The sequence below is a fragment of the Salinispira sp. genome (assembly GCF_059431795.1).
The window spans coordinates 124,100-150,658 of the sequence record NZ_JBXWXS010000002.1 but is presented as its reverse complement, the minus strand read 5'-3'; the positions used below and the strand labels follow the sequence as shown (position 1 = coordinate 150,658).

At 52.3% G+C, this 26,559-nt stretch carries 20 protein-coding genes; 9 read left to right on the top strand and 11 right to left on the bottom strand.

All coding sequences use genetic code 11. The features are described from left to right. The first annotated feature begins 11 nt into the window (after positions 1-11). Positions 12-2,771 (top strand): phosphoenolpyruvate carboxylase, encoded by a 2,760-nt coding sequence (locus AC52PS_RS01105; RefSeq protein WP_495561181.1) that lies wholly within the window; start codon positions 12-14, stop codon positions 2,769-2,771. Positions 2,772-2,864: 93 nt separating this feature from the next. Here AC52PS_RS01105 and AC52PS_RS01100 read toward each other — a convergent pair whose 3' ends face one another. Further along, positions 2,865-3,800 carry a tetratricopeptide repeat protein gene (locus AC52PS_RS01100; protein ID WP_495561180.1) on the bottom strand — a complete coding sequence of 312 codons (936 nt, stop codon included), beginning with the start codon at positions 3,798-3,800 and terminating at the stop codon, positions 2,865-2,867. A 145-nt stretch (positions 3,801-3,945) separates the two neighbouring features. Next, on the bottom strand, positions 3,946-5,361 hold the full coding sequence (pyk, locus tag AC52PS_RS01095) for a pyruvate kinase (protein WP_495561179.1): 1,416 nt from the start codon (positions 5,359-5,361) through the stop codon (positions 3,946-3,948). Positions 5,362-5,645: 284 nt separating this feature from the next. On the opposite strand from pyk, the gene AC52PS_RS01090 reads away from it, so the two are divergent. The 3 genes from AC52PS_RS01090 (at position 5,646) to nadA (ending at position 8,446) form a co-directional block, all read left to right on the top strand. Further along, positions 5,646-6,287: an LON peptidase substrate-binding domain-containing protein gene (locus AC52PS_RS01090; RefSeq protein WP_495561178.1), complete on the top strand. Its 642-nt coding sequence runs from the start codon at positions 5,646-5,648 to the stop codon at positions 6,285-6,287. Between the two features lie 83 nt (positions 6,288-6,370). Next, positions 6,371-7,420 carry a diguanylate cyclase DgcA gene (dgcA, locus tag AC52PS_RS01085; RefSeq protein ID WP_495561177.1) on the top strand — a complete coding sequence of 350 codons (1,050 nt, stop codon included), beginning with the start codon at positions 6,371-6,373 and terminating at the stop codon, positions 7,418-7,420. Between the two features lie 48 nt (positions 7,421-7,468). Then, positions 7,469-8,446: a quinolinate synthase NadA gene (gene nadA / locus AC52PS_RS01080; protein ID WP_495561176.1), complete on the top strand. Its 978-nt coding sequence runs from the start codon at positions 7,469-7,471 to the stop codon at positions 8,444-8,446. Between the two features lie 10 nt (positions 8,447-8,456). Here nadA and lipA read toward each other — a convergent pair whose 3' ends face one another. Then, positions 8,457-9,464: a lipoyl synthase gene (lipA, locus tag AC52PS_RS01075; protein WP_495561175.1), complete on the bottom strand. Its 1,008-nt coding sequence runs from the start codon at positions 9,462-9,464 to the stop codon at positions 8,457-8,459. Between the two features lie 159 nt (positions 9,465-9,623). Further along, positions 9,624-10,646 (bottom strand): LacI family DNA-binding transcriptional regulator, encoded by a 1,023-nt coding sequence (locus tag AC52PS_RS01070; protein WP_495561174.1) that lies wholly within the window; start codon positions 10,644-10,646, stop codon positions 9,624-9,626. Positions 10,647-11,034: 388 nt separating this feature from the next. Between AC52PS_RS01070 and AC52PS_RS01065 the strand changes: the two genes are divergently transcribed. The 5 genes from AC52PS_RS01065 to AC52PS_RS01045 all read left to right on the top strand — a co-directional run bounded on the left by AC52PS_RS01065 (position 11,035) and on the right by AC52PS_RS01045 (position 16,822). Continuing rightward, the gene (locus AC52PS_RS01065; protein ID WP_495561173.1) at positions 11,035-11,700 is read left to right on the top strand and encodes a ferredoxin--NADP reductase; all 666 of its coding nucleotides are present in this window, start codon (positions 11,035-11,037) and stop codon (positions 11,698-11,700) included. A 138-nt stretch (positions 11,701-11,838) separates the two neighbouring features. After that, positions 11,839-13,494: a MiaB/RimO family radical SAM methylthiotransferase gene (locus AC52PS_RS01060; RefSeq protein WP_495561172.1), complete on the top strand. Its 1,656-nt coding sequence runs from the start codon at positions 11,839-11,841 to the stop codon at positions 13,492-13,494. Continuing rightward, the gene (gene mtaB / locus AC52PS_RS01055) at positions 13,487-14,968 is read left to right on the top strand and encodes a tRNA (N(6)-L-threonylcarbamoyladenosine(37)-C(2))-methylthiotransferase MtaB (RefSeq protein ID WP_495561171.1); all 1,482 of its coding nucleotides are present in this window, start codon (positions 13,487-13,489) and stop codon (positions 14,966-14,968) included. Before AC52PS_RS01060 ends, mtaB begins: the two co-directional genes overlap by 8 nt. Beyond that, positions 14,953-15,801, top strand: a complete 849-nt coding sequence (locus AC52PS_RS01050) for a hypothetical protein (RefSeq protein ID WP_495561170.1) — start codon at positions 14,953-14,955, stop codon at positions 15,799-15,801. Before mtaB ends, AC52PS_RS01050 begins: the two co-directional genes overlap by 16 nt. Before the next feature lie 4 nt (positions 15,802-15,805). Then, positions 15,806-16,822, top strand: a complete 1,017-nt coding sequence (locus AC52PS_RS01045; protein WP_495561169.1) for an SPL family radical SAM protein — start codon at positions 15,806-15,808, stop codon at positions 16,820-16,822. Here the strand turns inward: AC52PS_RS01045 and AC52PS_RS01040 are convergent. From AC52PS_RS01040 to AC52PS_RS01010, 7 genes are all read right to left on the bottom strand, one after another. Further along, on the bottom strand, positions 16,761-18,995 hold the full coding sequence (locus AC52PS_RS01040) for a UvrD-helicase domain-containing protein (protein ID WP_495561168.1): 2,235 nt from the start codon (positions 18,993-18,995) through the stop codon (positions 16,761-16,763). The two genes, AC52PS_RS01045 and AC52PS_RS01040, sit on opposite strands and share 62 nt — an antisense overlap. 29 nt (positions 18,996-19,024) lie before the next feature. Continuing rightward, the gene (locus AC52PS_RS01035; protein WP_495561167.1) at positions 19,025-20,437 is read right to left on the bottom strand and encodes a hypothetical protein; all 1,413 of its coding nucleotides are present in this window, start codon (positions 20,435-20,437) and stop codon (positions 19,025-19,027) included. 18 nt (positions 20,438-20,455) lie between these two features. Next, positions 20,456-22,450 (bottom strand): methyl-accepting chemotaxis protein, encoded by a 1,995-nt coding sequence (locus AC52PS_RS01030; protein WP_495561166.1) that lies wholly within the window; start codon positions 22,448-22,450, stop codon positions 20,456-20,458. 61 nt (positions 22,451-22,511) lie between these two features. Next, positions 22,512-24,134 carry an NAD-dependent malic enzyme gene (locus tag AC52PS_RS01025; protein ID WP_495561165.1) on the bottom strand — a complete coding sequence of 541 codons (1,623 nt, stop codon included), beginning with the start codon at positions 24,132-24,134 and terminating at the stop codon, positions 22,512-22,514. Positions 24,135-24,217: 83 nt separating this feature from the next. Further along, on the bottom strand, positions 24,218-24,940 hold the full coding sequence (locus AC52PS_RS01020) for an amino acid ABC transporter ATP-binding protein (RefSeq protein WP_495561164.1): 723 nt from the start codon (positions 24,938-24,940) through the stop codon (positions 24,218-24,220). Next, entirely contained in the window at positions 24,933-25,604 is a 672-nt protein-coding gene (locus AC52PS_RS01015; protein WP_495561163.1) for an amino acid ABC transporter permease, read from the bottom strand. The genes AC52PS_RS01020 and AC52PS_RS01015 overlap by 8 nt, the downstream gene beginning before the upstream one ends. 102 nt (positions 25,605-25,706) lie before the next feature. Beyond that, positions 25,707-26,495: an ABC transporter substrate-binding protein gene (locus tag AC52PS_RS01010; RefSeq protein WP_495561162.1), complete on the bottom strand. Its 789-nt coding sequence runs from the start codon at positions 26,493-26,495 to the stop codon at positions 25,707-25,709. Positions 26,496-26,559 lie beyond the last annotated feature (64 nt).

The following is a 26,559-nucleotide window of genomic DNA, read 5'->3' as shown; positions in this document are numbered from 1 at the left end:
GACTCAATATTATGAACACGCTTTCTGCATTTCAGGAACATGTGGGCATGAAGTATCAGATATATAACGGCTTATTTCTGAACCTGCCCTTCCCGGACGTACAATCCTCCGGCATTCTTCTGCCGGTTTTTACCTCATACTGTCACGACGCACTGGAAGAAGGCCGATCCCCAATCGAGTTGGTTGAGGAGTTCTTCTCCCAGCGGGTGGGTACCGAATCGTTCCGGGAGTTGAAAAATGACCTGTTTCGTTTCCTGAGACTGACAGAACGCCAGGTTGTACTTTTCGATGCAATGGAGGACTCTGCATTCACTCGAATTGTGGACACTCAAGGGCCGGGCTCCATAAAAGATACCCTCAACCGAGTCGAGCGAAGTGAAATTGTGGATGATTACCAGAAGCTGCTGGACGAGTACCGGGTGCGCATCGTGCTCACCGCCCATCCTACCCAATTTTACACCGACCAGGTATTAAGCATTCTGGTGGATCTGGTGGAATCGCTGCAGAAAAATGATCTTCAAGAGATCAATAACCTACTTCTCCAAATGGGAAATACCCGCTTTAAGAAACAGAAAAAGCCCACCCCTCTGGATGAAGCCCAGTCACTGATGTGGACGCTGGAAAACGTAATGTACAGTGTAATACCAAAGCTGCACGCACATCTTGTGGAGGACATATGCCCGGATGAGGATGCCGCACTCAATCTGCCTGCCATAATTGAGCTAGGATTCTGGCCCGGAGGCGACAGGGACGGCAATCCATTCGTAAACCATGAAATCACTACTGAAGTGGGGCAGATGCTTCGCCGGAAGGTGATAGGCAGTTACCTTGAAGATGCCAGGGATTTAACCCGAAGGCTTACCTTCGACGGCGTCCTGGAACGAATAGAAAGGGTGGTGGAAAAGCTGGACAGCACCCTGAATCCCGTGGGCAGATATCTCAACGTGCAGAAACTTTATGAAGCCAAGCAGGTTGAGGGAAAGGTGTTCCATGTGGAGGTATCCGACGAAGGATACAACAGCGCCGATGAGCTGCTGGAAGAACTCTTTGAAATCAGGAATCTCATAATCCGCGAGCATAACGGCCTCTTTGTACAACTGTTGAACCGGTTCATATACAAAATTCAGTGTTTCGGTTTTCACTTTGCAAGTCTCGATATCCGGCAGGATTCGGCAGTGCATACAACCCTCTGCTCCAATATTATTGAAGGGCTGGATACAGGCCGCTGGGGCAAACTCCATGAGCTTGAAACCCGAATGTTAAACGGGCAGGGCTATGAAGAAGCAGAAGAAGAACAGCGCATTGAAGCTCTGCTGCAAGCGGCGAAATCCATCGCGAAATTGGACCACCTCGGCAGGCAGCAGCTGATGGAGGAAATTCTTGACAGCCGCAGTGATGCCATCAGCAGGGATTGTCTGCTGAGTTTCAAAGCAATTCATGAAATTCAGTCCCGGAACGGGGAGAAAGGCGCCCACCGCTATGTAATCAGTCATACCGAACGTTCAAGCCATGTACTTGAAGTCTGGTTTCTCTCTCTGCTCAGCGGATTTGATCCCGATATTCTACCCCTGGATATAGTCCCCCTGTTTGAAACAGTTGAGGACCTTCATAACGCACCGGGTATCATGAACAGCCTCTATGAAATCCCGGAATATTCGGGCCATCTTGAAAACCGCAGCCGACATCAGCACATTATGCTCGGATTCTCCGACGGTACCAAAGACGGAGGGTATGTTACCGCCAACTGGGAGATTTACAAAGCCAAGGAAACACTCACCCAGACCACCGGAGATCACGGCTTCCGGGTTCTGTTCTTCGACGGCCGGGGCGGTCCACCGGCACGGGGCGGAGGGAACACCCATAAGTTTTACCGGGGACTGGGGAGCAAGATTGATTCAAAGACCATCCAGCTCACCATTCAGGGGCAGACCATCAGTTCGAGCTACGGTACCGAGGATATTGCCTCCCACAACCTGGGGCAGCTGGTAAGCGCGGGACTAGAAAATAATCTCTTCCCTTCAGACATCATGTACCTGAACGAGGAAGAACGAAATCTTATTGAGCGGCTCTCCGAACGGGCAAACGCCCATTACATGGCGCTGCGAAATCACCCCAAATTCCTGCCCTACCTGGAACACATGACTCCCTTGAGCTACTACGGCCGAACTAATATTGGAAGCCGTCCAAGCAAGCGGAGCAAAGAGGGCCCGCTGAACCTGGACAGCCTCAGGGCCATCCCCTTTGTGGGTGCCTGGAGTCAAATGAAGCAGAATATTCCCGGATACTACGGCCTGGGCACTGCATTGGAGGAGCTGATTAAACAGGGGGAGAAGGAAAAGCTGCAGAAACTGTATCATAACAGCCTCTTTTTCCGCACTCTTATGGAAAATTCCATGCAGAGCTTGAGCAAATCCTATTTCCCCCTCACCTCCTATCTGAACGAAGACCCGGAATACGGCGAATTCTGGAATATTTTGAAAAGTGAAGCTGAACTGAGCACCCGGAATCTTTTTGCCATTACCGGGCAAAACAGCCTGCTGGATACCGACCAGGTAATACGGGAATCGATTAAAATGCGTGAACGTTTGATTTTACCGGTTATTGTAATTCAGCAGTACGCCCTGCAGAAAATTCGTCAGCTTCAGGAAGATGCCGGCTCAGACACGGCTCGGTTCATGGAAGGTGACAGGGACAAACAAAAGGATGTTCTGGAAAAACTGATTATCAAGAGCCTCATGGCTTCTATTAACGCATCCAGAAATTCTGTTTAACACCTATAAATGAAGCGATGCAGAGATTTTCCGCCGGGGGGTCGGGTAAACCGGGTCCCCGGCATATAAAAGACCGCTTTTTCGCCGAAATATTCATTGATGATGCTGCAGAAATGTAAGGGCCTGGGCAAACGCCTTCTGATACGATCCAGGCAGACGGGATTCGGATCGGGTCAATTGTTCAGAACTATATAAATAGCAGCCCAATTGAAAGCCGCTGAATCTTCCCGGCAGGCTCTGCAGTTCGAAGCGCTCTGTATCTCCTGAGAACCCCACCCCGAGATGGATGAGCATCCGAATTTCATTGCGGACGGTAACAATTTCTTCTTCTTCCAATTGGAGAAAACGCTCCAGAGCATCAAGCATGCCCTTCGTGTAGCGGATTGAGTACCCGTATGTCTCTAAAAACCGTGCCTCCACGGTATCCATATCATCTCTGAGCATGGAAATATAATCCGCAGTTGCACTTACATTCAGCTCGGCAAGATCCTGTTCGGTCTTATTAATCCGGCTCCACAGCAGACCCAGATCAGCCTCGTCCACCAGTTCCTGGAGGATCAGGTAGCCTTCCAGCAGATCTCCGTTATGAATAAACGCCAGTGCCAAATCGTGTCGGGGACTTTCATTGGCTTCGGATCCCTCAATTGCCATTTTATACTGGATAATTGCGCTGTCGTATTCTCCGATATGTTCATAGAGTCGGGCAAGGTAGGTTCTCGCCCGCACATTATCCGGATCGATATCACAGGATTTCTTCAGGAGCTTCAGGGCGCGGTTGTCATCCCCTAATTTGAAATAAAGGTCTCCCAGCTCGATGTGGGCTTCCAGGTGGCCGGGGTCCAGTTTAATACAGGATTCGAACTCCCGCCGGGCGTTCTCATAGTCCCGATCCGCGCTGTAGCATAGCCCAAGCTGAAAATGCACCGGTTCGTTTTCCGGATCATTTCTGCTGAGGTCCTGATATATATCCTTTGCAGCGCGGTAATTACCCAAGTGCATGAGGTCCCGTGCCTTTCGTAGCGGATCCAATCCTCTCCCCTTGATGAAATTATATCCCATTCTGCGGAAAAAAAAAGACCCGGCGGGAAGCATTGCAAACTTCCGTCCGGGTCTTTGGTGCAGAGCAGAGGAAAAACTCCCCTGCCCTGCTGAAAAATGGATCTTTCCGGGAATTTTAGAGCTGCAGCATGTTCTGCACTGTGGAAATTTCCAGGAAGGAAGCTCCGGTTGAAGGGCCGAAGTTACCCGCCAGAACAAGAACCGTATCTTCTTTCTGCAGCAGATTATCCTTCACAAGGTGGTTCAAACTCTTATTAATGAATTTTTCAACCCCTTCCTGCCGGGCAGGCATATAGCTCGCTGTAACGCCGTAGGTAATTGCCAACTGGCGCATCACCTTGGGATCATAGCATTCCACGTAGATGGGAATATTTCCCCGGAATGCAGAAATATAGCGGGCGGTGCGCCCGGTTGAAGTATCGATAACAATTCCTTTCATGGGAATCTTTGATTCAGCTTTCACCGCGGTCCGGGCAAGGAACGCAGGAATCTGCTTGCTGGAGGCATCTACATCGATATTCACCATCGCATCCGTAGCTTCTTCGGCGGATTTAGCGATCCTCGCCATGGTCTGAACCGACTCCAGGGGATAATCCCCATACGCGGTTTCACCACTGAGCATCAGTGAATCGGTACCGTCATATACGGCATTCGCCACATCGCTTACCTCCGCACGGGTGGGGCGGGGTTTCTTGATCATGGTGTGAAGCATCTGGGTTGCGGTAATAACAGGCTTGCATTTTTCCCGGCACTTCCGGATGATCTTCTTCTGGATTGCAGGAATTTTTTCAGCAGCAATTTCTATTCCCAGGTCTCCCCGGGCAACCATAATGCCGTGGACGTGATCAATAATTTCATCAATATTTTCCACACCTTCCTGGTTTTCAATTTTGGCAATAATCTTTGATTCGCTGTTATGCTCATCCAGTATGTCCTGAATGGCTTTCACATCTTCTTTATTGCGCACGAAAGAATGGGCGATAAAATCTATTTCGTGTTCTATCGCAAAATCAATGTAGCCTCTGTCCCGTTCGCTCAAAGCCGGGAGATGAATATGAACACCTGGAACATTCACACTCTTCTTTCCCCCGATTTCGCCGTCGTTCTGGACTTCACAAATCAGGGCGTTGTCTTTCTTTTCTTTCACCACAAGAGCAACATCTCCGTCATCAATAAGAATCAGCTTGCCCACCGGAACATCTTCCACGAACCCTTCATAGTTCAGATACACGCATTCCTTGCTGGAAAGCTTATCGGGATCGCCCATCATTTTGATAATATCGCCGGTTTCTACGTTGATATCGGACTCTTTCTTCGTGGTTCGGACTTCGGGTCCCTTGGTATCCAGTACAAGCGGGATTGCATCGGATACTTTCCGGACATTTTCCACCACTTTCAGGCTGTCTTTATGCTCCTGGTGGGCGGTGTTCAAGCGCACTGCGCTCATTCCGGCATCGTACAGGGATCGGATAAAATCCGGTTCGCAATTCATATCAGATATGGTCGCGACTATTTTGGTTAACTTTTTCACGGTCGTACTCCGTTTTGGGATTGGGATTAATACACTCGGTACACCACGAAGTATAGTTTTTTCCAATACCACCGTCAATGTGAGGTACTGCTCCGAAGTACACCGATTGGCGGGTATTCTATCAGTTCAATCCGCCAGGGAGAACCCGTTTCGGCGGTTTTTTGAATGTCATTTAGCTAAAACCTTCATCCGTGTTGAATCTGTGTTTCTCGGTTAGGATGGCAGCCCCGTCTTATGAAATCCATGTTTTTCTTTTCCCCGGGTTTTTTGTATATTGAATTGAGATGAAACAAATAATACCGATTTTTCCATTGGGGGTTGTACTCCTTCCGGGAATGCAGTTGCCCCTGCATATTTTTGAAGAGCGTTACCGGCTGATGGTGGCCCGCTGCCTCAAACACGATGAGCCCTTCGGGATCGTGTATTACGATGGAAGCAGTTTTAAGTCCACCGGCTGTTCCGGAAAAATAACCAATGTGTTGAAAGAATACGAAGACGGCAGAAAAGACATTATTATTCAGGGTTCTGACCGCTTCACTTTGGAAAACGTTGATGATTCGGGAGAATATCTCACCGCTGAGGTAAAATTCTTCTCTGACTGCAGTACCGCAACCAGCTCTGAGGATCTTGAGCGGATGAAAAGCGAGGCCGTTGAAGCGGTCATAAAACTGGCATCCCTGAATAACCGGGAGCTGGACAGGAAGTATCTTGCAGGCTTGAACCCGGTGGATTTCAGTTTTCTGATATCCGCAAGCGATATGATGAATCTTGAGGATAAACAGGAAAACCTGGAAACCAGTTCAACGGCGAACCGGCTGCAGAGCATTATAACCACGGCTAAACGGGTAATTATGCGCTCCGAAGCTCATCATCAGCTTCTAAAAATCCTGGGAGATAATTCCGACATCCGCCATATATTCAACTGAAAGCAGCCGCAGCAAAAAAGACACTGGATTTCTCCACTTCGCATATACACCAATTCCATTTATTACTATACTTTTAGACAGCTATGATCCAGGGAAAAGAAACCGAGCAACAGATCGAAATGTATGAAAAGAAGATTTTCGACCTCACTCAGCTCATTGAAATCAGTAAAAGTCTCAACTCAAACCTGGATTATAATGCTCTGATACAATCCATACTGTATATCTGCATGGGACAGCTGAAAGTTCTGAAAGCGGGCCTTTTTGCCCGGAAAGATATCGGCAGCCAGGATCTGGTACTCCACAGAAGCCAGGTGGGTTTTGATATGCATGCCCATCAACAGTACGTAATCCATGAAGGGAATCCACTCCTGGATTATCTTCATGACCATCCCAAAAGCCAGACTCTGGAAGATTTACGCTCAGCACTGGGGGAAGAGCCCCTGGAGCCCGTATCCCAACTGCAGCCGGTTTTGATTATCCCCCTGCGGGCCAAGGATGTAATTAACGGGATTCTGGTACTGGGTGATCCGATACAGGAGACGGCGATCCCGTCCGAGGACAGGGACTATGTGGAAAACATCGCCATTCTTGCGGGAATTGCAGTGCATAACGCATTTCTCTATGAAATCACCACAACCGATGTAATGACCCGTCTGAAACTCAGACATTTTTTCCTGGATACCCTGAGCAGTCAAATCGCTCTCAGTAGGCGAAATCGAAAAACCATGAGTCTGATAATGATGGATATCGATCATTTTAAGACTCTGAACGATCAGTACGGACATGTTGTTGGAGACGAGGTGATCATCGGGGTCAGCCGGATTATCCTGGATAATGTACGCCAGACCGATATGGCCGCCCGCTATGGGGGTGAAGAGTTTGTTGTGCTCCTGCCCGATGCGGACCGCAGCACTGCCCTGGCTATTGCTGAACGGATACGCAAAGCGGTGGCGGATGCGGTCTTCACCTATGAAAAGGAGCAGTGCTCGGTAACCATATCCATGGGTCTTGCGGAATTTGACCCCTATGTGGATTTAAATACCCAGGTTTTTATCCAGAAAGCAGACAAGGCCCTCTATGAGTCCAAACGGGGCGGACGAAACCGCACCACCACTGCTGCCGACCTGGGCTGATGCCCGTCCCTTCTTGCTTTAATTCACGCCCTTTAGTATCTTCTTGCCATGGAAATTGCAAAAACACTGGACGAGGTACGCTCCAAGCTTGAGGTCTCTGTTTTGCCCCATGAGCTTGACGAAGCCATGGAAAAGATCGCGAAGATCCGTGCCCTGAAAAACGAAATGAATGTGGTGGTACTGGGCCACAATTATATGACCCCTGACGTCTTCTACGGAGTCTCCGACATTATCGGTGACAGTCTGGGGCTTGCCCGGGAGGCCGCCCGAACATCTGCAGATATCATTCTTTTTAACGGCGTCCATTTCATGGCGGAAACCGCCAAAATTATGAGCCCGGAAAAAACCGTACTCATTGCGGATATGGAAGCAGGCTGCTCCCTGGCTGAGAGCATCACCGCCGAAGATGTGCGGATGCTGAAGAAGGAGCACCCGGGAGTACCGGTTGTAACCTATGTGAACTGTTCGGCAGCGGTAAAGGCGGAAACGGATATCTGCTGTACCAGCGCCAATGCGGCAAAAGTGGTGAACTCCCTGGAAAGCGATGCAGTACTTTTCCTTCCCGATGCATATCTGGCGAAAAACGTGGCTCTTCAGACCGATAAGCGGATTATCAGCTGGGAAAAAGGTACATGCATGGTTCACGAACAATTTACCAAGAGCGATATAGATGCGGCCCGGGCCCAGTTCGAGGATCTGGTGGTGATCAGTCACCCCGAATGCGATACCGATGTGACCGGAGCTTCAGATTTTGCGGGAAGCACCAGCCAGATGGAGCGGGTAATCGCCGAAAGCGGAAAACAGAATGTAATGCTCATAACCGAGTGCAGCATGGGAGATAATCTTCGATCGGTATTTCCGAAAAAGAATTTTATCAGCACCTGTCAAACCTGTCCCCATATGAAGAAGATAACTTTGGATAAAATCCTCTACTCACTGGAAAACATGGTTCACAAGGTGGAGGTGGATGAGGATATTATCCGCCGGGGCCGCAGAGCGGTGGAACGAATGCTGGAAATCGGCTGATACCGGAATATTACTTCCTGTAAAGGGGGTGAATCTTCTTCCGGTAGTTTTCATACTGCTCTCCGGCATGGTAGCTGGAGCGGACCAGAGGACCTGCTTCAACAAAATCGAAGCCCTTCTCCAAAGCACGTTCCTTGAGCTCTGCGAATTCTTCGGGGGTCCAGTATTTCTGCACAGCCTGGTGGTTCCGGCTGGGCTGCAGATACTGCCCCAAATTCATCATTGACACACCCTGGGCTAGCAAATCATCCATGGCCATAAGAATCTCATCCCGGGTTTCCCCAAGCCCAAGCATAAGGCTGGATTTGGTTACAATATCCGGTGCCAGCTCTTTGCTCATATTCAGCATTTTCAGGCTCCGCTGATAATATGAACGGGAGCGGACAATGGGTGTAAGACGCTCAACGGTCTCCAGGTTATGGCTCATAATATCCGGTTTGCTCTCAAGTACGGCGGCGATGCTTTCCGGATCCGCCATAAGATCTGACGTGAGAAGCTCCACTCCGCAGTCCGGTGCAGCCTTCCGGATCTCCTGAACGGTCTTGGCCACAATGGCGGCGCCGCCATCCTTCAAATCGTCCCGGGTTACCATGGTAATTACCACATGGGCCAGCTGCAGTTTGGCAACCGAATCTGCCACCCGTGCCGGCTCGCCATGATCCACCGCTCCGGGAAGTCCGGTCTTCACCGCACAGAATCTGCAGCGCCGGGTACATGTATCTCCCAGAATCATAAAGGTTGCGGTTTTGTGCTTCCCCCAGCATTCGTGAATATTGGGACAGCGGGCTTCCTCACACACAGTATGCAGACGCTCTTCTTTTACCATCTTTTTGAGATCTTTAAAGTTGTCGTTGGTATTCAGCTGAATTTTCAGCCATTCAGGTTTGCGGGTCACCGGCCTGTTTCCGCCGGATTGCTTTCCGCCGGTCTGCTTTCTGCCGGATTGCTTTCTGCCGGATTGCCGTGGATCGGTACGTTTCTTCAACTGCTCTTCAGGTATGGTAAAGCTGTCTGACATATATATACTCCAATCTGTTTCCAGGATTTCGCGAATCGTTCTGAGTTTCTAAGCTACTAGATTTTTCTTTCCAAGGCCAGTATGAACCGCGCACCCGCGTACCGGATCTGAACGCCCGACATTCTGCGGGGAGAATTCGAGGCTGCCGTGCGGGGATTCTTAACTGGACTCACGGATAATCAGTTCCGGTTCCAGCCGAACGGTTTCAGCGAACCAGCTGTGTTCTTTTTCCGCCGCAATTCCCCGGACGCACAGCTCGTAGGCGGTTGCCCCCATTTTGCCCAGGGGCTGATGGATGGTGGTAAGTGCGGGATTGGTAAGGCTTGAGAAGGTGACATCGTCGTAGCCCACGATCCGCATATCGTCTGGAATGCTGATATTTTGCTGTCTGGCAGCCTTCAGCAGCCCCAGGGCAACCAGATCCCCTGCGGCGCAGAATATGCCGTCACAGCCTGCGTCCATGAACCGTCTGAATGTCATGATCGCTTCTTCGGGGTGGTAGGAGGGAATTTCCACAATGGCTTTCTCGTCCACCGCTATTTCCCGCTCATTCATTACCTGAATATATGTGTCATAGCGGGCTTTGGGAGAGAGGCTGCCGAGAGGATCATTATGGTACCCCACCAGGAGTCCGGGTTTTTTGCAGCCACGGTCTATGAGATGCTCAACCGCCTTTCTGGCACCGATGGTGCTGTCACAATAGACGCTGCTTACATTTTCAAACAGATCTTCAACAAGCACCAGGGAAACACCGCTGTCCCTGAATTCTTCAATAAAGGTATGACCCGGCCGCAGGTTTACCGTAATAACCGCATCCGCTCTTCTTCCCTGAAGAATCTTTTGAAAGGTCTTCATTCTACTGTTTTTATCTCTGTTGGAGGAATACAGCTGAATAGTGTACTCATCACCCCCGGCTTCAAGAGCCTCCTCCACACCCCGTATCAATTCCATCTCAAAAAGGGTGGAAAAACTTGCAGCCACCACCGCAATGGTTTTGGTATGCCCGCCGACCAGACTGCGCCCCAGAAATGCCGGAAAATAATCCAGGGCTTCCACAGATTTCAGTACCTTCTGTTTGGTTTCAACCGTAATCCTTGGGTCGTCATGAATTGCCCAGCTCACAGTTGTGTGGGATACGCCGGCGTGCCGGGCCACATCGTGGATGGTTACTTTTTTTGGCATGAATATTCCTAGACTTACATTATTCTATTTGCTGCATTATTTATTCTGGAGGAGGCAACTTCAGATATTCCTGCCACTAAAATTGCCAAAGCCCATGGAAATCAGCAGCTTCGGATACTTCCGGGTTACTGATTTCGAACTCATATAGAGATTCTTTGAAAATGGTATTTTGAAACAATCTCTATGATCTTAACAGAATAAGAGCAGTCCCGTGAGCTGTCAAGCTGATGCGTGGGATGCATACAGCGATAATCTTGATGTTTTCACTTATCTACTCTATAATCCTGCCTCCTAATAAGTTAGTCTACTCAGCAAAATTGACCAACGTATCCGGTTTCCCGGCGGAATTTTCGGTATTTGATGTAACAAAACGGCAAAAGAGGCATGCATGTCAAAGATTTCTACCCGAACCAGGGTTCATCACAGCGTACAGGAAGTACGAAACCTCACCGAAGAGAGTTATGTCCTCCGATTCGACCGCCTGGGAATGGATTTTCAACCCGGTCAGTATGTGAGCGTGGGACTCAAGGGTGATATCCATATGCGGGAGTATTCGATATATTCTCCCAGAGAAGCCGACTACCTGGAAATTCTGGTCAAGGAAGTGGAGGGAGGAGATGTTTCCCGGAAACTGAAACAGCTCACACCCGGTGATGAGCTCTATGTGGAAGGCCCCTTCGGCTTTTTCCTCATAGACGAGTCCCGCCGGGAAGACAAGCTGTATTTCATCGGTACCGGAACAGGAATAAGCCCCTTTCACAGCTTCTGCAATTCATACAGTGGATTGGACTATACCCTCCTCCACGGGGTGCGCCGCCTGAAGGAAGGCTACGAGCTGGATCAATATGATTCTTCCCGGGTGGTTCGCTGCGTCTCCCGGGAAGAAGGGGGCGATTTTCACGGCCGGGTGACCGATTTTTTGAGAGCCAATCCTGTGGACAGCAATGCAAGCGTGTACCTTTGCGGCAACTGCGATATGATCTACGAAGCGTATGATATCCTCTCGGAACAGGGAATTCCCCGGGAACGGATGTTTGCAGAAGTGTATTTCTGAGCGGGAATCTGCTCAGCGCCCTGTGACCAGGAAAACGGCTGCAGGGAAAACAGTTTCAGGGAAAAAGTCGAATCCAGGGAAATACAGATACCCCGGCGGCCTCAAGGACGACGGAATCAGCTGAATAAGGAACAAAATATGAAGTACCATATAATACATCTGGGTTGTCAAATGAACCAGTCCGACACAGAACGGATTCAGGCGGTGATCGAGGCCATGGGATACAAAGAGACACCCCGGGAGGAGGAAGCCGAACTTCTGGGTATTGTAGCCTGTTCCGTTCGGCAGAAAGCCATCGATAAGGTCTATTCAAAAATCCATCAGTGGAATAAGTGGAAGAACCAAAGAAGCCTGCTCACCTTCGTTTCAGGCTGCATTCTCCCCGCTGACCGGGAGAAATTTCTGGACCGTTTCGATCTTCTGTTCAGCATCAATGAACTGCCCGATCTTCCCGAAATGATCAGCCAGTACGGAATTACCACCCCGTTTTCCGGCGGTCAGTTTGCAAACGATATGGATCTCGCACCCGCCCCCCGGGCTCCCGGAGCTTCCGGGGGTCGACCGGTGGGGCCCATGTGGCTGAAAGATCCCAAAGAAAGCCCTGCCCTGAAACTTGCTGAACACCGGAACAGCACGGCGAAGCTCCCATCAGGGGAATCTCTGAACCATCGAAATGCTCTCTATGGAGATGAGACCCGCAGGGAGAACACCCTTTCTGCCATCCGGGCCATGCAGGATGAAGTTAAGAAACGGGGCGGTGGAGGAGAGATTCGCCGCAGCATTATTCCCGATGTCAAGGGTTCTCAGACTCCTGATCCCATGAGCGGGTTCTGGCATATCAAACCCCATTATCGCTCTCCCTTCGAGGCCTTCATACCCATCCAAAACGGCTGCGATAAATTCTGCACCTTCTGTGCAGTTCCCTATACCCGAGGACGGGAAGTATCCCGCCCGAGCGGAGAAATCCTTGCGGAAGTGGAAGATCTTCTGAAGCGGGGGTACAAAAGCATCACCCTGCTGGGACAGAATGTGAACTCCTACGGTCTGGACAAAGAGCGGGATGAGATCCGCTTCCCGGAACTTATGCGCCGAATCGGCGAACTGGGACGCAGCATGGGGAAGGAAGACGATTTTCTCGTATATTTCACCTCACCCCATCCCCGGGATATGACCCGGGACCTTCTGGAAATTATCGCCCAATACCGCTGTCTGGCCAAACAGATCCATTTACCCCTCCAGTCGGGGGACGATAAACTGCTCATAAAAATGAACCGGAACCACAGCCTGCAGCGATACCGTGAAATTGTAGATAATATTCGGGAGATCCTGCCTGAGGCCACCCTCTTTACCGATATCATTGTGGGGTTCACCGGTGAGACCGAAGAGCAGTTTCAGCGGACCCGACGCGCCATGGAGGAATTTCAATACAATATGGCATTTGTTGCCATGTACAGTCCCAGACCCGGGGCCGCATCCAGCCGATGGGATGACGACATCCCCCAGGATGAAAAAAAACGAAGGCTGCATATACTCAGCGAAGAACTCCAGAAATCCAGCCTGAGCTACAATCAAAGCCTGGTGGGCCGGAAGCTGAGAGTTCTGGTTGAGGGACGGGACAGAAGCGGCCGCTACCTTGCGGGACGAAGCGAGGGAAAACTTCCGGTGCGTTTTCTCCATGATAATGACACCCTCATTGGTGAGTTTGTACAGGTGAACATCAGTTCTGCAAGCGAATTGAGCCTTGAAGGGGAATTGAGTGAAGTGCTCAGCTCCGGGGAGGTTCTCCATGCCTGATCTAGAGCACGCAGATTTACCCCCCGCAGCCCGCAACAGCTCAATCACCTCCAGCGAGGGGGGTACACCTACCGTATCCTTCAATACCCTGGGCTGCAAACTGAACCAGTACGAAACCGATGCTCTGGCGGCACGTTTTATCAGGGAAGGTTGGAAGGTGGTTCCCTTTTCCCGCAATGCGGATGTGAGCATCGTAAACAGCTGTACGGTCACCAACAAAGCGGACAGGAAAACCCGGAATACCATCAACAAAGCATTACGGCTGAACGGAAAAACCGCCCACATCGATCTTCCGGAAGCCGCAGAAGCCGAGGATTCGGGAATGGTGGTGGTCACCGGATGTTTTGTGGACAGCCACCGGGATGAGCTGGAAAAAGACGGCCGCAGTTTTGTGGTTGACAACGACAGAAAAAACTCAATTTTCGAGCTGGTGGACGCACACAGAAAGGGCGAAATCCTTCATCCCGAATCCCTTAAGGGGGACCGTTTCCAGTACGATGCATCCAGCCGGGTTTTCCGGACCCGGGGGATGGTGAAGATTCAGGACGGCTGTGACAATTTCTGCACCTTCTGCATCATTCCCTTTGTGAGAGGGCGGGCGGTGAGCCGTTCTCCTGAGGATATTTTCAGCTCCGCCCAAAAGATGATCGATGACGGATACCATGAACTGGTGCTTACCGGGGTGAATATGAGCCGCTACCGTCACGGTGATCTTGTCTTTGCCGATATTATCCAGGGGCTGCTGGAGCTGAACGGGGACTACCGTCTGCGCATCTCCAGTATCGAACCGGATCAGCTGGATAACCAATTCCTCGAACTGATGAATCACCCCCGAATGTGCCCCCATCTTCACCTCTGTCTTCAAAGCGGATCGGAAAAGATTCTTCTGAAAATGCGAAGACAGTACAGCTATGAAGAGTACCGGCGTATTGCCTCCAGGCTGAAGAAACAGCGCCCGGACTTTAATATCACCACCGATATTATTATCGGCTTTCCCGGTGAGGGGGGAGATGAGTTCCAGGAAAGTCTGGACGCGGTGACCTCCATAGGTTTCGGTCATGTGCACGCATTCAAATACTCGGTTCGGGAAGGAACCCGGGCTGCACGCATGGAGGATCAGGTTCCGGAAAACGAAAAGAACCGCCGTTCCCAACTGCTTCGGGTGGAAGCGGAGAAGGCGAAACGGGCGTACCGTCAAACCCTGGTGGGGAGCCGCCAGCGGGTTTTGGTGGAGCGGGTGAAGACCGTGAAACATGCTGACGGTACAACAGAATATCAGGCCAGAGGATTGGGAGAGCATTACGTTCCCGTCCGCTTCCCCCTCCCTTCGGGGATCGGGAAAACCCGGGCCAAAGCATTCGAAAACCGCTTCGCATGGGTTGAAACCACTGCCCTGGATGGCGGGGATGATCCGGATCTCACAGGGATTCTTTTGTACAGCCTGGAGGATTCCCCTCCTTGTCCCCCGGAATGATGATCCACATTCTTCAACTCGGCAGCAAAGCCCCCTCCCGGGTACAAAGGCCTGTCCCCGCTGATGGCGAAAACGCCCCTTCCCCAGAGCCCCTGAGAATAAAATCCGCCCTGGGGCTGATATCTGGAGGACACATTCCCTTCGGCTGGAGTTACGCCTCCACTCCCCCGGGAAGCAAGCCGGGCATGTATTACTGGGAGCTACAGCCCCGGGGCAGCGGTTCCCGGCCTCCCGGCAACCCGGGATTATCAACCCATGGCCAATCAGACATATCAGAAAATGGAGCCGGCGAGCCGGATATTGAGACAGCCAGGAGAATGGCATACATTGCCGGCCGCACAGCACCGGGAGAGAGCACCCGGCAGACCGATCTCTTTGCCGCCCTGGCACATAGCCCGGATATTCCGGTTCCCGCGGCTATAGTCAATAGAGTGGTCCTTCCCGGAGGAGAGTATTACCCGGATATTGTGTTGAATCACGGGTTGGAAGAGATGACCCTGGACCTGCGTATCCCCAGGGACATAGATTCCGGGGGTGCAGCAGGGCATCAGGAAGCAGTGCAACAGAAAGCAGGGCATCAGGAAGCAGTGCAACAGAAAGAAACTCAGCAGGAGGCAGGGCATCAGACAGCAGCTCCCGGTGAACCGGAGGAAAAGCTGTTTCTCAGGGAGTTTTACCGCTGTTTCACCCCCTTTTGCGCACCCCATCAGCTTCATTGTTTAGTTCTGAACCCCCGGATGGGTAAGCATCTGCTGTATCCTGCACTCCACGGCTTCATGACCTACCTAGACAACATCAGCGATCTGGAACGAAACCCGGCGGGGGAGGCATAAACCCATGCTAAGTTCGGTACATCAGTTCAGCCACGTCTATGTTGAACGGGATATCCTGGACTCACCCCTGAGCACAGGGGTACTCCAGCGACTGTACGATTCGGGGCAAAGCCCACGGATTATCCCGGTGAATCATTACAAAGATGTGTTTAACCGCCCGCGGCAGAGTTTTCGGGTACAGAAAAACCAGCCCGCTCTCATCCTTGCCCGGGAAAGGGAGCACTTTCTGTATGAAGGTAATGAGCGTATTAACTCCTGGAAGCAAAGCGGCCTATTCTACAATGCCCTGGTGCGCAATTGCGTCTACAATTGCGATTACTGCTTTCTGCAAGGCATGCATGGCTCCGCCCACAGCGTTATGTTTGTAAACAATCAGGATTTTATCCGGGCTGCAGAGCGCCAGTTGGATGAGGGCCCGGTATATATGAGCATTTCATATCTCAGCGAGATTCTTGCTTTCGAACCCCTGTACCCCTACGCACGGGAGTGGCTTGAGTTCGCCCGGGGACGGGAAGATTTCGCACTGGAGATTCGCACCAAAAGCGATTATTACCAGGCAATCGCAGACCTGGAACCCTCCCCTAACAGTTTCCTTGTATGGAGTCTGAGTCCCGAAGCGGTGAGCAGGGATCATGAGCGGGGAACGGCAAGTTTCCGGAACCGTCTGTTCGCCGCATCACGTGCTGCGCAAGACGGCTGGCCGTTAAAGCTTACATTCGATCCCGTTCTGGAAGTGGCGAACTGGCGGAAGCTCTATGGGGAGATGATCGAAGAAACCTTCCGGCGAATCCCTCCAGGTAGGGTACAGGAGGTGAGTTTCGGAGTATTCAGAATGAACAGGGATTTTCTCAAGCGGATCCGAAGCGTACGCCCTGATTCCACCGTGCTGTACGGGAACTTTCGGAAAAGCGGGGATCTTGTGAGCTACGCTCCCGACTTTATCCGGGAAGTAAGGGAGTTCATGACCGATCAGCTGAGCCGCTATGTTGATCCTGAGAAGATCTTTTTCGTCCACGGATGAGGCTCTCCCAGGCCCGGCTCAGGGGCTCCGCCTCAGGAGATTCGAGAAATGAGCGGGTGGTAAACACTTCCAGGTGATCCATGGCTCTGGTAATTCCCACATAGATCAGATTCCGCTTCTGCCTCAGTTCATGTTCCCTGCTCAGCATTTCGGCGGTGCTTAATGTGGGAAGATGAAACAGCACAACGGGAAAATCCAGTCCTTTTGCCGAGTGAATGGGGGAGATCCGGAGGGCGGAGGCGGGAACCTGTCCCGGGTCCGGCAACTCCCCGAATTCAAAGTCAGGATCCCGGATCGATTGAAGCTCAAGACCTGTCATATCAGGCAGGTCTTTACGAAGCTGATCCAGACGCCTGCGATCGGGGACAAGAATACAGATATTGCTTGGTTCATAGCCGAGAAAATCCACATACAGACGGATCCGCTCGGCCAGAGCACCGGTTATCCGAAGCTCATCCTCAAAACGGTGAATTACCGGAGGAGGGCCTTCACGGAATCCTGGAGGCGTTTGTTCCCCAGCTGCTTCGTTATCTCCGGAATCAGGCCGTTGAAACCCGGAAAGCTCCATATACAGCTCTGCAAATTCCTGTATGGGAAGGCTGTTACGCAAATTCAGGGAAAGGTAACGGCTTTTACCCCTGATATCGATCCCTGCCCTGGCAAAGGGTGATTGCAGCCCATAGATGCTTTGACGGTCATCGCCTGCCATGATCATCCGGGCAGTGATCCCCCGGAAAAACCGGAGCACCACCGGAGGAAGATCCTGAACTTCATCAATATAGAGGGTATGAAAGCGGGAAATCTTCCCTTTACCCGTTTCCGCCTCAGCGGGGGCCGGGGATTCTGAAGATCCCGGACTGTCCGGCGAAGGAAGAGCGGAGGAGAGCACCAGGGCGGCAAGATTCCGGGTGTACAGCTGCTGTTCTTCCAGCTGTTCCCCCAGCTTCTCCTGGATCCGCCACAACAGGGAGCGGTGAAAACCATCAAGCTTCCCCGGAAGCCCTCTCCTGGAGTACATATCATCCACATATTCTTCCCGGCTCAGGGCATATCCCCAGATCACCTCATTTATTTCAAAGGCAATTTGACGCTGATTCAGGATTGCAAACAGTTCACCATAGGCCTCATCTTCCAGCGATGAGATAAGAACATCCAGCGCATCCGGGAGAAAGCGGCCGTAGCGGATCTCCGCACCGGGCTGAAGCTTCCTCAGGTGTCCCGCAATATAGCTGTCTGCGGTTTGAATATGCATGTGCTCAGACTGAATTCCCAGAATTTCACTGATATATTTGTCGTACTTCACCAGCGTTCGGGCAAATGTGAACAACCCCAGCCGGGGCTCCTCTTCGAATCCCAGGGTGTTCTGGGCGGCCTGCTGCCGAAGACTCTCCAGGAGCACCACGGTTTTTCCGCTCCCTGCCGGACCCCTAATGAGAAGCTGATGCTCCCGGGCAATATCCGCCGCCGCCTCCCGCTGCTCACGGCTGAGTCGGACAATGCTCTGTTCGAAATCCCGTCTGGTACGGGTAAAAATTGAAAGACGGAGCAGCTCATCCCGATAGCTGTTCAGCCATTCAAATTCCCCCCCTTCATTGCCCCCGGAACCGGAGGCTTCCGTCTGATCCGCTCTGCGCCGAAGATCTTTAATCTCCATGTCCTTCATCTGAAGGGCAAGGCGGGCTTTCCGAAGTTCATTGAATTCCGCTTCCGCAGATTGACGGGTTTCCCAAATATCCAGGTTATCCCTGATCTTCTGCAGCTGTGTACTCTCAATTCCGCTGAGTCGGCAGAATTCCAGAAACGACCAGGTTTCCGCCTTGGCTTCATCGATACTCACTTCCTGAAATCTGCGAAGCACCCCCTGGAGCAGCTTGTGACTGGCCTCCATCTGGGATAGCCTACTGATCCCCCTGAGCCTCAGCGCCCGGCTATCACCGCCTGTGCTCAGCAAATACTGGCGGTACATTCCGATTTTCTCGGCAAAGCTGTAACTCTCGGGAGTCCGCCGTTCCCCTCCCCCGGCCTGTGGGGGTTCATCCAGTCCCAGGCGCTGATTCATCACCTTTTCAGCATACGAGTGGAGGCTGAGCATGAAAAAACCTGGGTCGGCTCCCAGCATGCTTACGAGTCGGCGAATTTCGCTGTGGGATTCTTCCCGGGCGTCATGTTGCATTACCCCTGAGTATACGGCAGGCCGGCGGGCTATTCAATAAGGTCGAACCAGAGCCTGTCCTGGAGGGAAGGATCGCTTCCGGGAGCCCACAAGCTGTCTCTGCAGAATCCCAACCGGCCTGGACAGTAGCCCATATCTTCACTGCTGTACTCCAGAGGAAAGCGGGGATCTGCAGTACCGTTGCTGAAGAGAGGAACCAGAAGCATATGTACCGGGTCAACCGCCTGAGGAGCATAGGTATTCTGTATGAGCACATCCATTGCGCTGTCCAATGAGCTTCTCAGAGATTCAAGGAGCGCCGTTCCCTCCAGACGCAGATCCGGTGAAGCTCCCTCTGGAATGAACAGACTCTCTCCAACTCCCTCCAGGAGGCTTCGGGGTGAGATGCGGAGATCTCCCGGGGTTGTGTACCAACTGGAGGATTGCATGAGCTCCTCCCGGTATGCTTCCCTCAACTGGGAGTTATTCAGCCTGATGCAAACTTCCCCGCAGAGACGGTTGATTTCCGGCAGCAGCAGCTCCCAGGCTGCGGGGGAAAGGAGCACCGAGCTGTTCCCCGGCTGTAGCGAACCATGGTCTACAGCATCGGCGAAACAGGACGCCAGAGATGAAAGATCCGGCACCCTGTCCCTACCTGCAAACTCGGCTTCCAGGAGCTCCAGCACCCGGAAATAATCCCTTCCTTCAAGGGGAAATTGGCCGGACATGCCCAGAAGCCGGGGAACGGGCCTCCCCCCTTCGGGCCAGGCGGAATAGATTTCATAGCTCAATTCAATAGAGGAACTGAAGCCGGAATCGAAACAGACGAGGTCAACGGCCCGAGCCTTTTCACCCAGCAGGGCGGCAAATTTGGGAGCATCCAAATATCGGCCTTCCAGACGGTCATAGAGAATTCCCCGATACGGAAGCCCCGACTCTCCCGCTACCACGAGCACCCGTAGCTGCTCTTCTTCCGTCCCTGCCATGCCGCACCAATCAAGGGCTGCAGCCAGGGCATCCCCGGGGCATTGGGCCTGCTCCCATCCGGGGAACGTCTCCTGCTTCCACTCCCCCTGCCCAAATACACTCAAGCCCTCGGGTAGCTTTTCGTGACCGGTTCTATCCCCGCAGGCATAGGCGACTCTCAGATCTCCGAAGCCGGAAAGAGATTTCCGGGCAGCGGAATACATTTCATCCAGGTCGGCAAGCACGGCCTGGTAATCGCCGTTATCCGCCCATGCAAAATAGAGGATCTGCAGCAAAGAAGAGTGGGTGCCTGTTGGATCGGAATCCGCTGACACGGGCGGACCATCTTCATCCAGCGGATGAAGAATCCGCTCAGGCGTACAGGCAAGGGGAGGGAAAACCAGGCAAATACAAAGCGAGCACAAAAGCAGCATGCTCGGCAGAGACCGGGAAAAATGGCGGAATGTTCCCGCCGTGTTATGTGAGTAGGGTTTCATACTCCCATAACCGGGAAATCAGGCCTCCTGATTGGAGTTGGCGGCACTTAAACGGGTAACAATTTGATTATTTTCATGAATCAGCTGCTTGAGATGCTCAACAAAGCGCTCAACATCTTTTAGAGACTGGAGGTTGCCCTCCACCACCTGCCGGATATCTGCGGCGGCGGCATCCAGTTCCTGCATTCGGTTTTGAACTTGGGTGCTTTCACCGGCCTGGTTGCGGGTCAGCTCCGCTGCCTGCCGGCTCAGATCCAGAAGGGTGGATACCGCTTCCTGAATATCTTTGTTGCCCTGTTCCTGCTCAACCATTGCCTGGGAAATTTCTTCATTCAGCCGGGCATTGATTTTCACAGCGGAACTGATCTCATGGAAACTTTCCATGGCCCGTCTGCCGCTTTCCAGCCCCTGACTGCTATAACTATTCATGGATTTTATGAGCTGGGTGATATCTGTCGCTGTCTTGGAAGCATCCCCCGCCAGAGCGCGCACCTCCGTGGCCACAACCGCAAAACCGCTGCCCACATCTCCGGCATGGGCCGCTTCGATGGCAGCATTCATGGCCAGTAGATTGGTCTGGGCGGCGATCTTCGCAATCTGGCCGATGCTCCTGCTGACCTCTTCCGCCGCCTGGTCGATATTTTCAATACCCTGGATCAGTTCATTCATATCCTTTTCACCGGCCGAAGCCTTCCCCTCCAGGATTTGGGTGCTCTCGGCAGTCTCCCGGGCATTTTTGCTTACCGATGCGATATTGGCTATGAGCTGTTCAACCGAGGAGGAACTGGCTTCCACTGCCTGATTCTGCTTTTCCAGATTAGCGGATGAGGTGCGGATATTTTCAATAAGCTTCTGAACGTCCGTGTCTGCCTGTTCAAGGGCGGTATGCTGCAGACCGGCATGTTCCTGAATCTGTCTGATGCCATGCCCGATATTCTCTCCCAGCCGTTCGGCAGTTGAACTGATCTGATCAAGCCGGGAGGAAAGCTCCCCTGCGTCCCGCACCGAACTGCCAATGGTGGAGAAAAGGGCAGCCTGGCTGTCGATAAAGGAATTCATATGACTGATAACCAGCCCCAGTTCATCGTCGTCGGTTACAATCAGTTTTTGCCGGCTCTCCGCCCGTCCCCGGGAGAGCTCACCAATCCCCTGCTCAAGGAGTGTGAGGCGGCTTGAATACGGCCGGGATTCAATAAATACAGCCAGGGCAGACATGGCGGTGATAATTCCCGCCAGGAGAAACATCTTACCGAAAAATTCCGTAAGCCGGGGCCGCAGCTGTGGGCTGTTGATGCTCAAATCCGGGGCATTTCCTTCCAGGGCCTGCTCCCAGAGTTCCATCCGGTAGTCGGCAACCGCAGTTGCTGCGGATCCCGCATCAGCATGAGCAGGCGCAAGCAGCTCCTCTTCCAAATACCCCATTGCCGAGGAAAGGAGCAGTCCAGTAGCGAACACAATAATTGTCATGGCCATCATGAACTGGCGTTTCTCCCAGGCATTTTTCCGGTGCCCCTGAAGATGGGTTCTGCCCCGCAGCCGGTAGAGGCCCAGACTGTAGCGTTCAAACAGGCGCAGTTCCACAAAGAGTGCGTAAAAGCCAAACGAAGCGGAGTACACCAGAATGGTAAGAAGATCAAAGCTAAAAAAGGGATTCCCAAGGGAGGAGACCCGAACCGCATACTGGGCGGATGGACCGAAAAGAAAACCCACGATATTCACCCCCACGAGAATGGCGGGAACCCGCTTGAGCTGCAGCTCCAGCCGGGATTCCTCCCAGGGTTCCAGGGTATCTCCACGCTTCAATCTTCTCTCAACGCCCGAAATTCCCGCCATTGCAATAAAGAGTCCAATGGAGGCAAGCACAACCAATGCGGTCACGATGAGCATAAAACTGCCGAATTGATGAAAATAGAGACTCCAGTCCCGCTGAACGTAAAAAATGCTGAAGTTCCACTGCAAAAAGGTGCTTATATAAGATACCGTCGCCACGGCCAGAATGGTTTTCCATCGCATAGACATATTATTCCCTCTTTCCCCTATTATGGCCTCTTTAAAGAAATTATGAAAGCAGAAATCAATATGCCGGGTTGTACATGAGCTGCTGTATCATGGCCCGCAGATCATCCGGATGGGGGTACCGGGCCAGATTCTGCTCATAGGCTTTTAACGCAACCGCTTCGGCGATGTCCAGGCTGATATTCCGCAGATCGGTGAGGGGCGGAAATATGGAGCCCCGTTCCAGCAGTTCACCCTTCACCCGGGCCGCAAGGGCATCGGCGGCGGCGAGAAACATGCTGTCGCTGATCCGGCTTGCGGCAACCGATATGGCTCCAAGCCCCACCCCGGGAAATATGTACACGTTATTCCCCTGGGCAGGCTCGAAGTGCCTCCCATTATAGTCAACGGGTGCGAAGGGACTTCCCGATGCGAACACCGCCCGTCCCCCGGACCATTCATAGGCCTGAGCGGCGCTGCATTCCGCCCGCTCGGTGGGATTGGAGAGGGCAAAAATGACGGGATGCTCCTGGACCGCCGCCATACTCTCCACTACTTCGCGGCTGAAGGTGCCGGGTACGCCGGTTGCCCCGATTAATGCATGGGGCCGGAACTCCCTGATTGCCGAAACAAAATCCCGGGCTTCAGAATCCACCGAATACTCGATATTCTGAGGGGTGAGGTCTTTCCGTGAACTGATGAGCAGTCCGTGCTCATCCACGAACCGAACCTGTTTCCTGGCATCCCCTTCACTCAAACCCGCTTCCATGAGCGCACGGGTGAGCAGATGGGCTATGCCCGTGGCGGCTGAACCGGCTCCAAGAAATATCACCCTGAGCTCTTCAAGGGGCGTAGCGCTAATACGGAGGGCGGCCTTCAAACCTGCCACTGCCACCGCCGCGGTGCCCTGGATATCATCATTAAACGAAAGCACCGCCTCCCGGAACCGCTTCAGATGATGGTAGGCGTTGGGGGTTGCAAAATCTTCGAATTGAATAAGGGCTTTCGGGTATTTATCCTGTACGGAAAAGACAAACTCCTCCACCAGGCTCTGGTATTCCCTGCCCCGCAGTCTTGTGTGGGGCCAGCCCATGTAGAGGGGATCGTTGAGAAGCTGGGTGTTATCGGTTCCCACATCCAGCATCACCGGCATGCAGCGTCGGGGGTCGATACCTCCGGCTGCGGTGTATAGGGACAGCTTGCCGATGGGAATGCCCATACCGTTGGCCCCCAGATCGCCCAACCCCAGAATCCGCTCACCGTCGGTTACCACGATAATCCGCACATCCTCCACCGGCCAGTTGTTGAGGATATCCCGGATATGTCCCCTGTCCTCGGGAGAGATGTAAAAACCCTTGGCGTGCCGGAAAATGTTGGCGAATTGCTGGCATGCCTGCCCCACGGTGGGAGTGTACACGATGGGCATGAGCTCACGGATATTATCCATGAGAACCCGGAAGAACAGACGCTCATTCCGCTCTTCCAGGGAGCGCAGGAAAATATAGCGCTCCATGTTGTTTTCTTTTCTCCGGAAATTCTCCATAACCCGTTTGGCTTGAAGCTCCTGGGAAGATATCTGGTAGGGAAGGAGCCCCCTCAAGCCCAGGTTGCGCCGTTCCTCCCTGGTGAAGCCGGTACCCTTATTGCTCCGTGAATCGTGAATTATTTCCATGCCTCTGAGAGGCCGTTCCCGCTCTGCCATGCTTTCATGGTAGCCTATGGAGCAGGCGGGAGCAAGCCGGGGGGGGTGAAATTCCCGGCGCCCGGGGGAGATTCCCGGAGGTTCTACAGAACCTTGGAGAGAAAGTCCTGAAGCCGGGGATGGGTCGGATGTGCAAAAAGTCTGGATGGAGGATTTTCCTCCAGAATTTCCCCTTCATCCATAAAAAGAATCCGGTTACCCACCTCTCTGGCAAAGCCCATTTCGTGACTCACAACCACCATGGTCATTCCTTCGGTGGCAAGGAGCCGCATAACATCCAGCACCTCCCCCACCATTTCAGGATCAAGGGCGCTGGTGGGTTCATCAAAAAGCATCACATCGGGATTCATTGCCAAGGCCCGGACAATGGCAATACGCTGCTTTTGTCCCCCGGAAAGCCTGGAGGGATACTCGTGGGCTTTATCCTCAAGACCAACCCGTTGTAAAAGCTCCATTCCCCGTTCCTGGGCTGCTTCCCTGCTCAGCCCTTTCAGACGGATGGGAGCAAGAGTGATATTACCCATCACATCCAGATGTGGAAATAGATTGAAATTCTGAAACACCATTCCCATTTTCTGACGCTGCTGATTAATGTCGTTGGTGCCTGAGGTTATATCCACCCCTTCAAAGAGTATTCGCCCCTGGGTGGGAGCCTCCAGAAGATTCAGACAGCGTAGAAAGGTACTCTTTCCCGAACCCGACGGTCCGATCACCACCACCACCTCGCCGGTCTGCACCTCAACATCCAGACCTTTGAGGACATGAAGCTCACCGAATTTTTTATGAAGTCCTTCTACGTTAATCACCGCTTCTCAGCCTCCTTTCCGCATTCCCCAAAAGCCGGGATATAGTTGACGTCAGGAGAAAATAGATTACCGCCGCAATAATCAGCGGTTCCATGGGACGGTACGTCGCCCCCCTGACAATTCCCGCATTGTACATCAGCTCGGAAATTCCAATGACGGATACAATGGATGATTCCTTGATCACCACCACAAACTCATTTCCCAAGGCAGGAAGAATATTTTTCACCGCCTGGGGAAGAATTACCAGACGCATGCTCTCCCGGTGATTAAAGCCCAGGCTGCGGGAGGCTTCCATCTGCCCTTTGTCCACCGCCTGAATCCCCGCCCGGATGATCTCTGCAACGTATGCACTTGAATTGATGGACAGGGCGATAATCCCGGGAATGAAGCGTGAGAGATCCACCCCCAAAAGCATGGTCTGGGGAATATTGATGGGTAACCCGTAGTAGATGATAAAAATCTGCACCAGTACGGGGGTTCCCCGGATAACGTTGATGTAGGCCTTGGCGGGAAACGATACAAGGGGATTTTTATTCAGCCGCAGCAATGAAATAAGCAGCCCCATGACTGTACCCAGCAGCACAGTGAAAAGGGCAAGAACCACCGTATTTACCGTACCGAAGGCAAAGTAGCTCCAATACTCCCTTAGAAAGCTGAAATCCATATCCGCCCTCCCATTTGCCGGAAAATAAAAATGCCCCTGCCTGTACTCAGCAGGGGCGCATCATAATTATGCCCGTCAGACATTTCCAAAAAATACAACGTGTCAGTTTGTAACATTCAGCTCATTGGCTTCTGCAACAAAACGGTCAATAGATCCATCTGACATGAGCCGTTGAAGGGTTTCATTGATACTGGCGAGCAGTTCCTCCGAGCCCTTTCGTACGGCAACCGCTGAACCGCCTTCAACATCCCCTATCTGAATGGGAGAAATCGCCAGATCATCGTTGGCCTGGACATAGCCATTGGCAACAGGAAGCTCAACCACCAGGGCTTCAACCTTTTCATTCTTCAGCTCCAGAACCAGATCGGGAATTTTCCCCAGGGCTACAAGACGGGATTCGGTCATTTCATCCTGCACCAGCCCCTCCTGAATGGAAGAAAGCTGCGCACCCACAGGTTCTCCTGCCAGGGCATCGATACTGGTATAGGTATCCGCATCCTCCGACCGAACCATCACCGCCTGCTGGGCGATGTAGTATACGTCGGAAAAGTCCACGCTTTTTTTCCGCTCTTCCGTGGGAGTCATACCGGCGATTACCATATCCACCTTACCGCTATTCAGAGCCTGAAGAAGACCGTCAAAGCCGATATCCTGGATTTCCAGCTCCACTCCCAGATCCGCTGCAATCACCTTGGCAATCTCGATGTCGAATCCCACAATGGTGTCCTTGCCGTCAATAATGGTATGAAACTCGTATGGAGCGTAATCGGCGCTGGTGCCCAGAATCAGCGTACCCCGCTGCTGAATGGCCTCTACACCCTCTGCTGAACCTGCTGCAAATACTGCAGTTGAAATACTGATGAGCATGAGTATGGCAAAAATCTTTTTCATGCTGCCTCCCTTTTACAAACTATTCTTCATGCTACCCAACAGAGCTGTATAAAATCAAGAGACA

Bases quoted from the DNA above. Each gene is read 5' to 3' on its own strand.
- AC52PS_RS01105 (WP_495561181.1), top strand. From the start codon at position 12: ATGAACACGCTTTCTGCATTTCAGGAACATGTGGGCATGAAGTATCAG.
- AC52PS_RS01090 (WP_495561178.1), top strand. From the start codon at position 5,646: ATGAAACAAATAATACCGATTTTTCCATTGGGGGTTGTACTCCTTCCG.
- dgcA (WP_495561177.1), top strand. From the start codon at position 6,371: ATGATCCAGGGAAAAGAAACCGAGCAACAGATCGAAATGTATGAAAAG.
- nadA (WP_495561176.1), top strand. From the start codon at position 7,469: ATGGAAATTGCAAAAACACTGGACGAGGTACGCTCCAAGCTTGAGGTC.
- lipA (WP_495561175.1), bottom strand. From the start codon at position 9,464: ATGTCAGACAGCTTTACCATACCTGAAGAGCAGTTGAAGAAACGTACC.
- AC52PS_RS01070 (WP_495561174.1), bottom strand. From the start codon at position 10,646: ATGCCAAAAAAAGTAACCATCCACGATGTGGCCCGGCACGCCGGCGTA.
- AC52PS_RS01065 (WP_495561173.1), top strand. From the start codon at position 11,035: ATGTCAAAGATTTCTACCCGAACCAGGGTTCATCACAGCGTACAGGAA.
- AC52PS_RS01060 (WP_495561172.1), top strand. From the start codon at position 11,839: ATGAAGTACCATATAATACATCTGGGTTGTCAAATGAACCAGTCCGAC.
- mtaB (WP_495561171.1), top strand. From the start codon at position 13,487: ATGCCTGATCTAGAGCACGCAGATTTACCCCCCGCAGCCCGCAACAGC.
- AC52PS_RS01045 (WP_495561169.1), top strand. From the start codon at position 15,806: ATGCTAAGTTCGGTACATCAGTTCAGCCACGTCTATGTTGAACGGGAT.
- AC52PS_RS01040 (WP_495561168.1), bottom strand. From the start codon at position 18,995: ATGCAACATGACGCCCGGGAAGAATCCCACAGCGAAATTCGCCGACTC.
- AC52PS_RS01035 (WP_495561167.1), bottom strand. From the start codon at position 20,437: ATGAAACCCTACTCACATAACACGGCGGGAACATTCCGCCATTTTTCC.
- AC52PS_RS01030 (WP_495561166.1), bottom strand. From the start codon at position 22,450: ATGCGATGGAAAACCATTCTGGCCGTGGCGACGGTATCTTATATAAGC.
- AC52PS_RS01025 (WP_495561165.1), bottom strand. From the start codon at position 24,134: ATGGCAGAGCGGGAACGGCCTCTCAGAGGCATGGAAATAATTCACGAT.
- AC52PS_RS01015 (WP_495561163.1), bottom strand. From the start codon at position 25,604: ATGGATTTCAGCTTTCTAAGGGAGTATTGGAGCTACTTTGCCTTCGGT.
- AC52PS_RS01010 (WP_495561162.1), bottom strand. From the start codon at position 26,495: ATGAAAAAGATTTTTGCCATACTCATGCTCATCAGTATTTCAACTGCA.